Raw genomic sequence first — 14,648 nt, forward strand, 5'->3', positions numbered from 1 at the left:
TCGCAGTAGGAACATTATTGACTACAGTTTCAGTTACATAAGCCGAACCAAAATCAAGCTGATAGGCTGTATTCTCATACTTACCACCTGTTTGACCCAATTCCTTCTTAACAGTCATTGGATTGGTAATGGTCAGAACTTCTCCAGCTTGCACGTAAGTCTTGTAGAACTCCTCTGGATTCTCCGCCTCGAATACTTGAATCGCTCCTTTCGGAGTGAAATTCCTAGACTTCAGGGCTTCTTGGACACCTGATGGTGCCTTATCCAGACTTTCATAAAGAGCCATTTTCAAACCTTTAACTACTTGACCTTTAGAATCAGTCACTTGAACACCATCTTGATTGATGGTAACAGCTTCTTCTGGGTAATCATCAACGATATAGAACCCTTTGCCAATACTGTCTTTATCTGCTTCAATACCCTTGTATTGACTATAATCTGCCGTTACCGTGTAGTAGTTGACAGAGCCTGCCAAGACCTGTTTCCCATCGATATTCACGCCTGCTTTATTCAGATTCTTCTTGGTTGGTTTAACAGTAGGAACATTATTTACAACTGTATCTGTTTGATAACCGTTACCAAAATCAACTTGATAAGCTGTATTCTCAAATGATTTCCCTGTATTTCGCAGTTCTTCCTTAGTTAGCATTGGATCAATAATTGTAACCGATTTTCCTGATTTAATATACTGGTTAAAATAGGCTTCTGGATCATCCACTAAAAATACTTGGAAAGCACCCTTGGGCTTAATTTCAGAACTAGCAAGAAAAGCTTTTACCTTATCATTATCAACGGCATCTATAGAATCATACTGATACACTGAGATACCAGCAACTTCTTGTCCTTCGCTGTCAATATAACGAATATCCGATTGATTAATCGTAACAGCCTCTTCTGGGTAATCATCAATTGCTCCAAATCCTTTTAAAATAGTAGATGGATCTGCCTTCATCCCCTTATATTGATCATAATCCAAGGTAATATGGTAGTAATTTGTCGAACCAACTAGAACTGGTTTACCATCAATGATAACTTTATCCTTATTATGATTGTGTTTGATTGGCTGAATTAAGTTGTTATTTGGATTATCAGGGTCATTCGGTTTACCAGGTGTTGAAACCTGAACAATATTTGAATAACTTTCGTACTTATTGTTAATCTTTAATTGGAAGTTATTCTTGTAGGTTGCTCCATCATTTGTAACTTTTCCTACTAAAATTGGAGCTGAAACCAGCACTTCTTTACTCAAATCCTGATTTAACTTAGATTTTAAACTTTCTAAGCCTTTCACCCGAACAACATGGCTCGATTCGTCATAAGTTAATTCAAAATCTGAGCTAACTTTTTTTGAAGCTTCAACATCTAACACAAAACCTGAAGGCAAGGCATCCACAATTTCAAAGTCTGTAATAGCTTCACGATTAGCTGGAAGAGGCTTAGTTGTTAATTCCCACTGTACCGTTGAAAGCTTAGGCACATAGCTTTTATCAATAGATTCACCAGAAGAATTTTTTACAAACTTTTCTAGACCAGGCATTGCCTGTAAGCGTGCATATCTAACCCTTACTGTTGGAGGGGATACTAAAGAGGGGATCTCTTTTTCCTTTATCTCCTCAGGTTTGGGTGGGAGTACCTCTTCAGGTTTTCCAGTTGGAGAATTGGGTGGAGTATTTTCCTTCTCATAGGTTGGTTCAAATGGTTTTGTTAAAAAAGGTATCTTTTTCAACTCTGCACTATCTCCCAGAATTGTGAAAACAACGTTTTGAGCATTTCCACTCGCATTCTCTGCATCCCATTCAGCGGGAGTTCTTCCCTCTGTCGAACCAGGAGATGATGTGTGAAGGTACGTTAAACTAGAACCATACCCTACTGAAGCAAAGGAGCCCTTAGGAATATCTGAGGTATCATTAACACCATTTTCTACTCCCTTCATAATGCGACCATCAAAGTCCAAACCTGAACCACTTGGATTAAGAACCATTCCACGACCAGATGAGCCATAACTCAAATTTGAACCTTGACCCCAATCTACATCGGTAATAACTGTTCCAATTAAGAGGGAAACAGGAGTTGTCGTACCTTCAAGATAAAAATCAAAAATCAACTCTAAACGTGTATGATTATTATAAACAAAATAAAGACTACCACCATCTCCACCCTTAAGATAAATATCTGGATCTGTCACAGGAACACCATTTCGAACTTCTCCCTGATAGTCTCCTAAATCCGAAACCATGACTTTTGCCATGATCTTTCTACCACCTGTCAACGTCCCAATATTATGAATATAAAATGTATCTCCAAATGTTGGAGATTTAATTACATCGTAAGTTCCCGTACTATCCTTACTAACTCGAGTTCCTGTCCCTCCTGTTACATAGGTATCTGCATGATAGCCTAAAAAACCACGCATACTCTCTACTGGTAAATTATCATCTGGTACTACTGTAAAATCATTATAATAGTCTAAACTTCCCCGACCAGCTGAATTATATCCTCCATAAACTTTGAAACCTGTTTCAGATCCAAATAAAGGCTTGCTTGTTTGAATTGCCTCTCGTTCAGCTTTAATAGCTGCTAGCTTCTTTGTATAGTCTGTCAAAGAGCTTTCATAAGCTACTTTCTTGGCTTCATTTCGTTTTCGGATTTCTGCATTCTCTTGATTAATACGATTTGTTTCTGCCTGATTCTCTCGTTGATTTTTTTCATTCTCTGCACGAATAGCAGTATTCTTCTGATTAATTCGATTCACTTCAGCCTGATAAGAAGCTAAATCCTTTTGATATTGTTCCTTCTTCGCAGTATTTTCATCTTGGATTTTCTTTCGGTTCGTTTGATTTTGTCTTTGATCTTCACGATATTTTTCAGTAGCTTTCTCAATACTATCTGCTTGTGTGCGATAATCACTTTCGACTTCCTTTTGCTTTTTTTCCAACTCAGAAGCTGTACTTGCAGTTCCTTTATCTACTACAGAATCAAATTCTACCTTCAATCCAGCTTCTTGTGCCTTTCGAATAGTTTCATCTAAATTAGAATGAGAAATAGAAACTTCTAACGTTCCTGTTTTTTCTTCACTCTTTCCTTGATTTTCAGTAGAAATACTGCTTGGACTCGTCTGGGCATAAGGCGCATTTGTGGCCTTATTTTCAGTTCGCTCATCTGCCATAACTGGACTTATCATACTTAAAGCTGCTAAACCTAGTATCACTCCACAAGTTCCATAAATTTTTGATTTCCGAATAGATCCATATGTTTTTGTTTCTCTTACTTTGTGCATTCTATCTCCTTATCTAAACTATTAATCAATATAAAATCTCAAATGTTGGCGCCCGAGGCCTCTTATAATATAAAATCATCTCTTTCCTTTCCAAAAGAAAAAAGCCAGTTTTCACTGACTTTTCTATACAATATTGTAATGAATTTTAAGAAATCCACTTACCAGAATAATCTAAACGATAACCACCAATCGTCTCATTTTTTGCCATCTTACCATCTGCTTTCAAATAATACCAAGCACTTCCGTCTTTGAACCATTGATCTCTCAAATAACTTCCATCTGCTTTGAGATAGTACCAAGCTTTATAATCGGAATCATATACCCACTCACTTTGTGCCATTTTTCCATCTGACTTAAGGTAATAGCTTCCTTGCCAGCTATTTTGTGCATAGCTTCCATCTGATTTGAGATAGTACCAAGCTTTATAGCTGGAATCGTATAACCACTCACTTTGTGCCATTTTCCCATCTGACTTAAGGTAGTAGCTTCCTTGCCAACTATTTTGTGCGTAACTTCCATCTGACTTGAGATAGTACCAAGCTTTATAGCTTGTATCATAAACCCATTCATTACGTGCCATCACACCATTTGATTTGAGATAATAGTTTCCCTTCCAACCACTGACAAGAGCTTTTCCTGCATGGTCAAAATAATACCAATAACTTCCCTCTTGCTTCCATTGGTCACGCCAATCAGATGTGTTTTCAATCGGTTTAATAGGTTCTGCTTTCTTAGAATTATTTTCTTCTACAGTACTTTTACCTGTCTGGTTCTCCAGCTTACTTTTTAGATCTTGATAAATTTTCTCTTTATTTTTGTAATCAACTTCTAATTTTTTTACAGCCTGATAACGATTTGAAGATCTTGGATCCGTTACTGAAGCTGTACTAAAATTAGATTTCGTTGCTCGATTAATATTTTCCTGAGAAATAGTGATGAAATGAGCAGAGTTTACTGATGAAAGACTAGAAAATGATAATCCAAAATAATCTTTACTTGATGGATTCCCCCAGTTCAATCCTGCAATTGCTTGAGCATGCCCCCATTCAGTATCGTTTAACATAAATTCAACCATACCAATATAAATAGCTTCCTTTAGCTGAGATTTGGTAGCTTCTCTTAATGCTACAGGTCTAAAGAACAAATTCTCATACAATTGACCTCCTCTTTTTTCAGATTCAGCATCTGAGGTAGGTAAGCCATAGGTTTTTGCAACTCGGTTGATACCTTCGGCATTGTGACCTGATACACCTAATGTGCTTAATTTAGATAATCCCCAATCATCTTTTACATACTCCTTTGCCACCTTATCCGAAAAATCAATTGCCGAACTAGAAACACTGACTCTAGGTGTTCCAACCTGAGAACGAACTTGGTTAATTAAATCTTGGGCAAAAAATGACAACTCCTGACGAACAGCTAGTGGTAGATTGTTGACATCCAGACGCTCTCCCTCATCAGCAACATCTTTATGAAAGCTATTTTGATTCTTTAATCTCAAACTTTCTGACTGCAAGATAGATTTCGCTCTATTACGTTCAGTCTGGCTAATATTAAAATCAGAAAAAGTCGTCTTCAAAGCCTTTATATACTTATCGCTCAATGTAATCGTATTGCTAGGTGCAGATGATAAAGCATTGTCATAGATACTTTTAGCTTGTTCATATTCTCTCTTTGCTTTAATCAATTCACTTTTTAAATTCTCTACTTGACTGCTTGTTGTACTATTCGCATACACAGGTTGACTATTTCCTAACCCAAGCAAAGTTACGCTAGCAGTTGTTGCTAAGATAGTTGTTCTCAATTTCATAATCTTATCTCCTTTTTGTTTAAAAACGTTCTTAAAATATTTATTTTATACTTTTATTTTACCATTTTTAGAGGCTTTTCTCAATTTTTTCTTGATTTTCATTCATCTATCCGCTTAATCAAAGATAGGACGTTTAAAACAGTTCAAATCTCCTCTCCTTGATGAAACAGATAGATGAGGCTCTATCTGTTTAATGCTTCGTTGGACGATGATATCCTTTACCAGTCAGTAGTAAACGATTGGTATTTCCTTGTTTAATGCGTCTAGCTACTAAAACATCACCTCGTTTGATGGTGCGAATCTCTTTATAAATTTTTGAATATTCTACAATCATCCAAACCGTTTCTAGTTTACCTGCTAGATATCCGTTTTTAGATACCAAACCATATCTGCTAGTTAATTTGATTTCATCACCATTATCAAGTCTTGCGGTTGCATTCCCTTGATTTCCTAAGCGTCTAAGGTCAGCTAAAGTGACCTCTGTAACTAATTTTGATTGATTCATCTTGTCTCCTCCTTACTGAATCAAGGCTGATTTACAGCCATGCCGAGGTATGACGTACATACCTGCTGTATTTTTTACACACGGTTTTAAGTCTAGAAACCGCAAACTCCTTCAGCTTAGGCTTTGCCTGCTTTTACGTGGTGGAACAGCACTAGATATCCTTTTCTAGCCTACACACCGCCCTTGTTCTTCTTTTTATGCTTAGTTCCGCTAATCAGGACAGTGGGGGTATTCAATTTTCAAAGTTCAAAAGTAGTTTTATGACTTGCTCAGGTCAAGAGTTTAGTTGTCAGACGATTTTGTATAAATCGTCGTATTATTTTACTTTTCCTTCAACAACTTAGTCATCTGCTTTTTTATCTGAGCGTATTATTGAGTCAGAGAGACCTCTGTCTCAGATAATCCCACATCATTTGAACATGTACCTAGAACTACAAGGGAATTAACAAGTAAGGTTGTTGCTAATAGTTTTTCATCGTTTTTCTTTGTCTAGTCATCAGTCACCTCTACTGGATGATAAACCCCAACCCATTCTTTCACTGTTTCACGAGAGATACCTTCATCATCAGACACATCTAAAACAGCCTGAATCAAACATTTCAACGTTTCTTCTGTCCAATTGCCTCTTGAACAAGTATGCTCACCAAGCTCATTTGGCAACATTCTAAAAGTGAAATCAAATCTGTTGCACTTATCCCACAAAGAGTCTCCTCTTTCAAATTGTTCGAGCCATTTTCTGACTTGGTGTTTATCGTAGAGTGTGACCCCATCAACAACAATATGAGGCATTCCTGCCTTTTGCCATTTAACAATAGTTGTATTTGATACATCAAGCCAACGGCAGAGACCAGCCATGCGTATCATTGGCTTGTAAAGTTCTTGTTCCGTAAAAGCTTTTTCAATGGCTTCTCGAATCATACCATCGTAGCGCGCAAGTAATTGCTTTTCTGTAATCTTAGGAAGATTGATCGTGAATGGTTCTTGCATTGTGTTGCCTCTTTCTTTTAACAAGTCACAGTGTCTTTAGACAACTCAGCTAAAAAGTGATTCAGTTTAATCTCTGATAGTTTGTCTGGATAATAATGTGCAACCACACTAGGACACTCTTCAGGAAATTTTCTAGCATACTCACTTTGTCCTGATAGCTCAAGGAAGCCCTGTTCTTTTTCAATGAGTAGAGCCATCTTCCAAAAATGAATCATCATTTTGTAGAAGTACGCTGGGATATTCTGGATTATTTTCCCTTCAACCTCTCCTGTTTTGATTTTGAAAATCAATTTATCAAGCTCACGTTCAAGATCCTGCAGCCACACCTCTCCATAAATTTCTTGATTAGCTAAGAGGTTCTTGTAATCTGTCTCAACTTTACGTTTTGATTGATAAATCTTATTTTCAAGAATTTTTGCATCTTTTCCAAACAAACTGAGTTTCTGAACTAGAGTAGGAGAAAGGAAACCATGTTGCCCCATTTTAAATGCTTCAGAAATTGATAAATCAGATAAAGGAGATTCGTTCTCGTATCGATTAGTATCGTTAGATAATTCAGTCTCGTTATTCTCAGTATCATTAGCGTGTCGTTTCGACATTTTTTGACATATCGTTCTAACATTTCCTTGATTTTTTTGGAAGTGTCGTTTTGACATTTCCGCCGTTGCCGATGGGTTGGAGTGAATTTCTTCAGCAGGGAGAACTTGATAGTCAATATTGCCCAAGTACAGTAGATTAGGCTTATTCAAACCTTGTCGAACCTCTTCTAAGAGGCCATATTCCTGGAGCTCTTTTTTTAGTTTAATAACTTTTTTATTACCATAGCCTAAAATTTCTTGAAGTTCAGTAATTGTATAAATCAGATAGACATCTCCATTTTTATCAATCCAGTTATTTCTAAGAGATAGTTCAAAACGGTCTTTCAAGATAGCGTATGTAAATTTAGCATCTGTACTCATCGGTTTATAAAGTGGCGATTCAACAAATATTTTTGGTATTCTATAAAATCTTTCACTTGATTGAATCTGACTTGCAGAAATTCGCTTCATACTAAACACCTACTTTCAACAAAAACTGACCAGTATCAGAAAACTGAAACAAGCCAAATTCCTCTAGCTCTTTCAAAATTAAATGTGCTCTCGTTCTTGTCATATTTTGTGACTTCATAATTTCTTTCAATACTAGGTCACGTGATTGTTGCGCTTGTCTTGTCATTGGGTTATCCTTTCTTATCACCAGCTGATGGTGATTTATTCACAGCTATATCATAATGTATAATGAGAAATTCTATTTTAAAGGGACAATCAATAAATTATCGAACTATTTCCTTTATCTGTTTGATAATATCTCTTTCCTTTTTATCAAGTTCTATGTATTCCTGTAGGAGTTTTGACTTTTTTTCACTGATAAAAGAAAGTTTTTTTACAAACTCTGTCAATATTGTTGCGTTTGGTTTATTGACCATAGAGTTCTCTTCATAACCGAGTAGATATGGGATAGATACTCCGAAATATTCTGATAGTAATTGCGCATTTTTAGCATTCGGACTTCTACTTCCTTGGTTGTAATTTCCAAGAGTAGAGTATCCTATACCAGTTGCCTCACTTATCTCCTTCAGGGATATCTCTTTATCTCTAACCAGTGACTGAAATGGGGTCATCTTTTTGCTTCCATCAATGCAAGAATCATCATCAAGTCCTAGTAAATATGAAAGTGTTACACCAAAATATTCTGATAAAATCTGAGCATTTTCTAGACTAAGATTTGTTTTTCCATTTTCGTATTTTCCGTATTGAGACTGGTTAGTATTCAAAACTTTTGCTAAATCAGCTTGAGTCAATCCTTTTTCTTTTCTTAGTTTTTTAAGCCTATTAGACATAATAACTCCTCAAATATATCCCATCAATTCTGGATTAAACTCCAGAGTCGACCACAAGGCTTCATCATAAGTCAATTGGTTAGTTTGTCCCCATGTCCCGTCTCTTGCTCTTCTGTAGTAAGGATAACTGCCATGTTTATTTCTAGGATACAATTCATGAATAACATTATCTTTAATAACTTCCCAAAGTAGACTAGAGGGCTTATAATAATACCCGTTTCCAAGCCAAACTCTATCTAGGTCATCGTATGGAGATACCTTTTCTTCATAATTTCCTTCAAAGACAAGATCAACTATATTTTCACTCTCATTAAGATCTATTACATCGAAAATTTCTAACGAATCAATATCCATAATAATTTCAATATTATCTGACATTTTTTCCCCTTTATTTAATTTTGACAACGAAAAAAGAGAACGAATTTTCTCGTTCTCTACATTTATTTATATGCTATCTGCATTTCTCAAAACTCTAGACACTTACTTGGCTCCACTTTCTATTTTACTTTTCCTGTTTATAGGTCTATAATGGTAATAGATTTTATTTGGAGGTTTTTATGTCATTTCTATCAAAAAATGGAGCAGGTATCTTGGCCTGCCTTCTCATTTCTATCGTATCTTGGTACTTAGGAGGATTCTTCCCTGTGATTGGCGCGCCCGTTTTTGCCATTTTCATAGGCATGCTCCTACATCCCTTTCTCTCGTCCTATAAACAACTGGATGCTGGTTTGACCTTTAGTTCCAAGAAGTTGCTCCAGTATGCCGTTGTCTTGCTTGGTTTTGGTCTCAATATCTCGCAGGTCTTCGCAGTTGGCCAATCTTCACTCCCTGTCATCCTGTCCACTATCTCAATAGCTCTGATTATTGCCTACCTCTTCCAGCGTTTCTTTGCACTGGATACAAAACTGGCTACCTTGGTTGGAGTAGGTTCTTCTATCTGTGGGGGTTCTGCCATTGCAGCGACAGCGCCTGTTATCCATGCTAAGGAAAAGGAAGTAGCCCAAGCCATTTCCGTTATCTTTTTCTTCAATGTCTTGGCTGCGCTCATCTTTCCAACCCTCGGCACCTGGCTTCATCTATCCAATGAAGGCTTCGCCCTCTTTGCAGGGACTGCGGTCAACGACACTTCCTCTGTAACGGCTGCCGCCAGCGCTTGGGACAGTCTTTACCAAAGCAATACCCTCGAGTCTGCAACCATTGTTAAACTCACACGTACTTTGGCCATTATCCCTATCACGCTCTTTCTATCCTACTGGCAAAGTCGCCAACAAGAAAACAAGCAAAGCCTACAACTGAAAAAAGTCTTCCCACTTTTTATCCTTTACTTTATCCTTGCCTCTCTCCTCACTACACTACTCACCTCTCTAGGTGTGTCCAGTAGTTTCTTTACCCCTCTCAAAGAACTCTCTAAATTCCTTATTGTCATGGCCATGAGTGCTATCGGTCTCAAAACCAATCTGGTCGCTATGGTCAAATCCAGTGGAAAATCCATTGTTCTCGGAGCCATCTGCTGGATTGCCATCATCCTCACCACTCTTGGTATGCAGACCCTTATCGGCATTTTCTAATACTCTTCGAAAATCTCTTCAAACCACGTCAACGTCGCCTTGCCGTATATATGTGACTGACTTCGTCAGTCTTATCTACAACCTCAAAACAGTGTTTTGAGCAGCCTGCGGCTAGTTTGCTCTTTGATTTTCATTGAGTATAACACAAAAGGTAGCCCACCAGCTACCTTTTTCTTATGCTTCCTCAATCAAGCGTGTATGTTCTCTCTTGATGCAACGATTCATCACGATGTCATCACATCCACCAGCACGCAAAATCTCTTCTGCTTCTAGACTTTCAAGTCCTAGCTGTGCCCAAAAAATCTTAGCATAAGCCTTGAAAAAATCACGCGCCACATCTGGCAAAAACTCACTGCGACGGTAAACATTGACAATATCTACAGGAAAAGGAATCTCTGCTAGACTAGCATAAGCCTTTTCACCCAATATTTCGCCACCTGCCGCCTTGGGATTGACTGGAATAATTTTATAACCCCGAGCCTGCATTTCCTTGGTCACTCGATTACTGGTTGTTTCCTCACGATCTGATAACCCCACTACAGCAAGGGTTTTACTCGTTGCGAGATACTGACAAATCACGCCATCACTTGGATTGATAAATTCTTGACTCATAGAAATCCTCCTTTTTCATCAGTATAGCACATTTTGAAAAGGCTTGCATAATTCTACTACAAAAAGGAGGACTAGCCCCCTTTTTATTTAGCCTCGTACCAGGTTGCCCCTTCATTTTCATCTGCGATGAGGGGAACACTGAGTTGAATGGCTTCTTCCATGGTTTGTTTGACCAATTTTTTCATCTCTGCCAATTCAGATTTAGGAACTTCAAGGACGATTTCATCGTGCACTTGCAGAAGCATCTTAGTCTGATAACCACCTGCAACCAAGGCTTTATCTAGCTGAATCATGGCAATCTTGAGAATATCTGCTGCCGAACCCTGAATAGGAGAATTGATGGCTGTCCGCTCCGCAAAACCACGAATATTAAAGTTGCGCGAATTGATATCTGGCAACTCACGACGACGCTTGAAGAGGGTCTCCACATAGCCCTTATCACGCGCCTCACGCACCACTTCATCCATGTAGTTTTTAATACCTGGGAAGCGTTCAAAGTAGGTATCAATGTAGGCTTTGGCCTCCTTACGGCTAATGCCCAGATTATTAGACAAACCAAAGTCTGAAATACCATAAACCACTCCAAAGTTAACCGCCTTGGCATTGCGACGATCGTTTGCAGTCACATCCTCAGGACGCTCAATGCCAAAGACCCGCATGGCTGTCGAGGTATGGATGTCCGCTCCCTCTTGGAAGGCCTTAATCAAGTGCTCATCCTTAGAAATATGCGCCAAAACGCGCAATTCAATCTGTGAATAGTCCGAGCTGAGCAATACACTATCCTCCCACTCAGGCACAAAAGCCTTACGAATGAGACGACCCTGCTCCAAACGGGCAGGAATATTTTGCAGGTTTGGATCCACACTAGACAGACGACCTGTTTGGGTCAAATCCTGCACATAACGAGTATGAATCTTGCCATCATCCAAAATCCAGTCCTGCAAGCCAATTACATAAGTCGATTGAATCTTAGCAATTTGACGGTAGTCTAGGATTTTCTTAACAATCGGAGCAATAGGAGCCAAGCGTTCCAAGACATCCACCGCTGTCGAATAACCTGTCTTGGTTTTTTTAGTGTATTCTAAAGGAAGTCCCAATTTTTCAAAAAGAAGGACACCTAGCTGCTTAGGCGAGTTGATATTAAACTCCTCACCAGCCAGTTCGTAAATCTCCTGAGTCAGTTTTTCAATAACAAGCTCATTTTCAGCCTGCATCTCAAGTAAGGTCTCTTTCTTGACCGTAATCCCAGCAATTTCCATCTTGGCAAGGACAAAAGCCAGAGGTTGCTCCATCTCATAAAGAAGCTCTAATTGCCCATTTTCGCTGAGTTTTTCCAGCAAAACAGGCTCTGTTTCAACCAAAACAGCAAGCTTACGTGCCAAATGTTCTAAGAATTTCTCGCGTTCAGGAATGGCCTTTTTAACACCCTTACCGTAGAAGGTCTCATCATCAATCAAATAAGTCTGACCATAAAGACTAGCAATAGTCGCAATTTCATTGTCCTCCACAGTCGAAAGGAGGTATTTAGCCAAACGGCTGTCAAAAGCAGGCGCCTGTAAATCCACACCAAAACGATTCAAGAGAACTTTGGCCTTTTTAAAATCATAAACTCTCAGAGGTGTTTTTTCTAGGAAATCCTTGAAAATTGGGTCTTGCAACAGCTCAAGCTTGTCTGTGGCATAGAGCTTTTCCCCACAAGACCAAGCAAAACCAACCAAATCATCCGTATGGTAATTCTCACCAAAGAGTTCAAAGTGGAAGATAGACTCTTCACTCAGCATATCTTGACTGACTTGGTCAACGATAGTAAAGTCCAAACTCTCAGCCACATTAGCTGACGACACATTTAAAGCCTGCTTGAGCTGTTTGAAGCCCATCTCATCGTAGAATTTCCCAAGATTTTCCACATCTGGACCACTATAGACCAAATCCTCCAAACCAATCTCAATCGGTGCCTTGGTATCAATGGTCGCCAGTGTTTTCGACAAAAAGGCCTGTTCCTTATCATTGATAAGATTTTCCTTCATCTTAGAAGCCTTCATCCCATCGATATTTTCATAAATCCCCTCAAGCGAACCATGCTCCAGCAAGAGCTTGATACCAGTCTTTTCACCAATTTTGGTCACCCCAGGGATATTATCCGACTTATCACCCATGAGCGCCTTGAGATCGATAAACTGCGTCGGTGTAATGCCCATCTTTTCCATAAGATATTCTGGTGTAAAGGCCTCAAACTCAGCCACACCTTTCTTGGAAATCTCAACCACCGTATGCTCATCCGTCAGCTGAATCAAATCCTTGTCCCCACTGACAATGGTAATATCAAAACCATTCTGCTCTGCTAGTTTATCCAGTGTTCCAATGATGTCATCCGCCTCATACTGAGCCAACTCATAGTGACGAATCCCCATATGATCTAGCAACTCACGAATGAAAGGGAATTGCTCACGAAACTCATCAGGAGTCTTAGCCCGACCACCCTTATAGTCCGCATACATCTCTGTCCGGAAGGTCGTCTTCCCCGCATCAAAAGCCACCAAAATATGACTAGGCTCAACTCGCTCCAACAAATGGCTCAACATCAACTGAAAGCCATAAATGGCATTGGTATGCAAACCAGCCGCATTCTTAAAACGGTCCAACTGCTGATAGAGCGCAAAAAACGCCCGAAAAGCTACAGAAGACCCATCAATCAATAATAATTTTTTCTTATCCATACACCCATTATAAAGGAAAGCACCAAAAAATACCATTGGGAAGAGCTAGAGCAAGTATTTTTCATACTTTTTCCCGAATAAATAGATAGAAGCATTGAAACTAGTAAACTTAGATTTAAAAATGTGCTATAATGAAAGACAAACTATAAGAAAAGTCAATAGTTTATCTAAAATATTTCTTATTTCAATTTGATGATTTAGCGATGATTTTAGAGCACGGCAAAAATCCCTTGAAAAAGTCCATTTTTTTCAAAGGTAATCTTGTGTTAATTTCAGAAATTACATCACTTTTTGTTCGTCAAATGGTAGCTCTTTTTTAGGAGATAAAACATGGTTCGGATAAATTTTTTTGCAAGGTGGATGATGGCTACATTGTAATGTTTTCCTTGTTCTAACTTAGTCTTAAACTAGGCCTTAAAAGCAAGTGAAAAGCGATTGCATGCTTTGCCAGCTGATGAACGACTACAGAAACGTCAAGAAGAGCTCCACCCCCTAATGGAAGATTTCTTTGCTTGGTGTCGATGTCAGTCAGTTTTAGCAGGTTCAAAACTAGGAAGGGCTATTGAATACAGCCTCAAGTATGAAAAAACCTTTAAGACCATTTTGAAAGACGGACGTCTGATCCTTTCCAATAATCTAGCTGAACGCGCCATTAAATCATTGGTTATGGGACGGAGTAAAAGAGTCCAGTGGACTCTTTTAGCCTAAGCTAAATTTTAAAAAGCGAGGGTGGTTATTTTCTCAAAGTTTTGAAGGAGCTAAAGCAAGAGCTATTATTATGAGCTTGTTGGAAACAGCTAAACGTCATCAATTACATAGCAAGAAATAGCTATCCTATCTTCTAGAATGTCTTCCGAACGAGGAAACTCTCGTAAACAAAGAGGTTTTAGAGACTTATTTACCATGGGCTAAAGTTGTACAAGAAAAGTGCAAATAAGAAATCTACAGATTAGGAACTATCCGTGAGTTCTCTAGGCTGGAGATTTTTCAATATACTTCGTTATTAGGCGGTTACGACTGAAATATCGTCTTGTTCACTTTTTATTTTCTTCTAACCAATAGACGGAGTTGCAAGGAAAATGCCAAAAACTCTACCCCTATAGCTAACAAAGAGCAAAAAAACTAGGAGAGAACTCTCCTAGTTTTAAAGGCTCTATAATATTTGTAGTGGGTAAATCCCCTATAGATATTATGGAGCCTATTTTTGTGTAGAAAAAAAGTCCCATATCATCTATAATGAAAAGCGACAAAATAACTCATTAGAAAGAATCATATGGAACAATTACATTTTAT

9 protein-coding genes and 4 pseudogenes are annotated in these 14,648 nt (G+C 38.4%); 2 read left to right on the top strand and 11 right to left on the bottom strand.

The window, feature by feature from the left end:
• From HT729_RS05910 to HT729_RS05945, 9 genes and pseudogenes are all read right to left on the bottom strand, one after another.
• A partial coding sequence (locus tag HT729_RS05910; protein ID WP_172931783.1) for an SspB-related isopeptide-forming adhesin occupies positions 1–3,277 on the bottom strand: 3,277 nt, incomplete at its 3' end.
• 145 nt (positions 3,278–3,422) lie between these two features.
• Positions 3,423–3,953 (bottom strand): annotated as a pseudogene (locus tag HT729_RS12010) (surface protein); the annotation flags it as partial.
• Positions 3,954–4,019: 66 nt separating this feature from the next.
• Positions 4,020–5,087: pseudogene (locus tag HT729_RS12015) on the bottom strand (SEC10/PgrA surface exclusion domain-containing protein); the annotation flags it as partial.
• Between the two features lie 190 nt (positions 5,088–5,277).
• Positions 5,278–5,592 (bottom strand): hypothetical protein, encoded by a 315-nt coding sequence (locus HT729_RS05920; protein WP_050254393.1) that lies wholly within the window; start codon positions 5,590–5,592, stop codon positions 5,278–5,280.
• Between the two features lie 711 nt (positions 5,593–6,303).
• A pseudogene (locus tag HT729_RS05925) lies at positions 6,304–6,579 on the bottom strand (DNA-binding protein); the annotation flags it as partial.
• 17 nt (positions 6,580–6,596) lie between these two features.
• Positions 6,597–7,628, bottom strand: a complete 1,032-nt coding sequence (locus HT729_RS05930; RefSeq protein ID WP_172931786.1) for a replication initiator protein A — start codon at positions 7,626–7,628, stop codon at positions 6,597–6,599.
• A 1-nt stretch (position 7,629) separates the two neighbouring features.
• A complete protein-coding gene (locus HT729_RS05935) occupies positions 7,630–7,794 on the bottom strand; it encodes a hypothetical protein (RefSeq protein ID WP_172931785.1) in 165 nt (54 codons plus the stop codon).
• Between the two features lie 97 nt (positions 7,795–7,891).
• Complete coding sequence (locus tag HT729_RS05940) at positions 7,892–8,458, bottom strand: helix-turn-helix transcriptional regulator (protein ID WP_050223676.1); 567 nt, start codon at positions 8,456–8,458, stop codon at positions 7,892–7,894.
• Between the two features lie 9 nt (positions 8,459–8,467).
• Entirely contained in the window at positions 8,468–8,836 is a 369-nt protein-coding gene (locus HT729_RS05945) for a hypothetical protein (protein WP_050223678.1), read from the bottom strand.
• Between the two features lie 179 nt (positions 8,837–9,015).
• Between HT729_RS05945 and HT729_RS05950 the strand changes: the two genes are divergently transcribed.
• Positions 9,016–10,026, top strand: a complete 1,011-nt coding sequence (locus tag HT729_RS05950; RefSeq protein ID WP_016397796.1) for a YeiH family protein — start codon at positions 9,016–9,018, stop codon at positions 10,024–10,026.
• A gap of 174 nt (positions 10,027–10,200) precedes the next feature.
• On the opposite strand, the gene HT729_RS05955 is transcribed toward HT729_RS05950, so the two are convergent.
• On the bottom strand, positions 10,201–10,638 hold the full coding sequence (locus tag HT729_RS05955) for a CoA-binding protein (protein ID WP_166736884.1): 438 nt from the start codon (positions 10,636–10,638) through the stop codon (positions 10,201–10,203).
• Positions 10,639–10,721: 83 nt separating this feature from the next.
• Entirely contained in the window at positions 10,722–13,355 is a 2,634-nt protein-coding gene (gene polA / locus HT729_RS05960) for a DNA polymerase I (RefSeq protein WP_172926306.1), read from the bottom strand.
• 444 nt (positions 13,356–13,799) lie between these two features.
• Here polA and HT729_RS12585 point away from each other — a divergent pair.
• Positions 13,800–14,292: pseudogene (locus HT729_RS12585) on the top strand (IS66 family transposase); the annotation flags it as partial.
• Positions 14,293–14,648: the final 356 nt, after the last annotated feature.

This window comes from Streptococcus sp. 79 (assembly GCF_013277425.1).
GTDB classification, from domain to species: Bacteria; Bacillota; Bacilli; order Lactobacillales; family Streptococcaceae; genus Streptococcus; species Streptococcus pseudopneumoniae.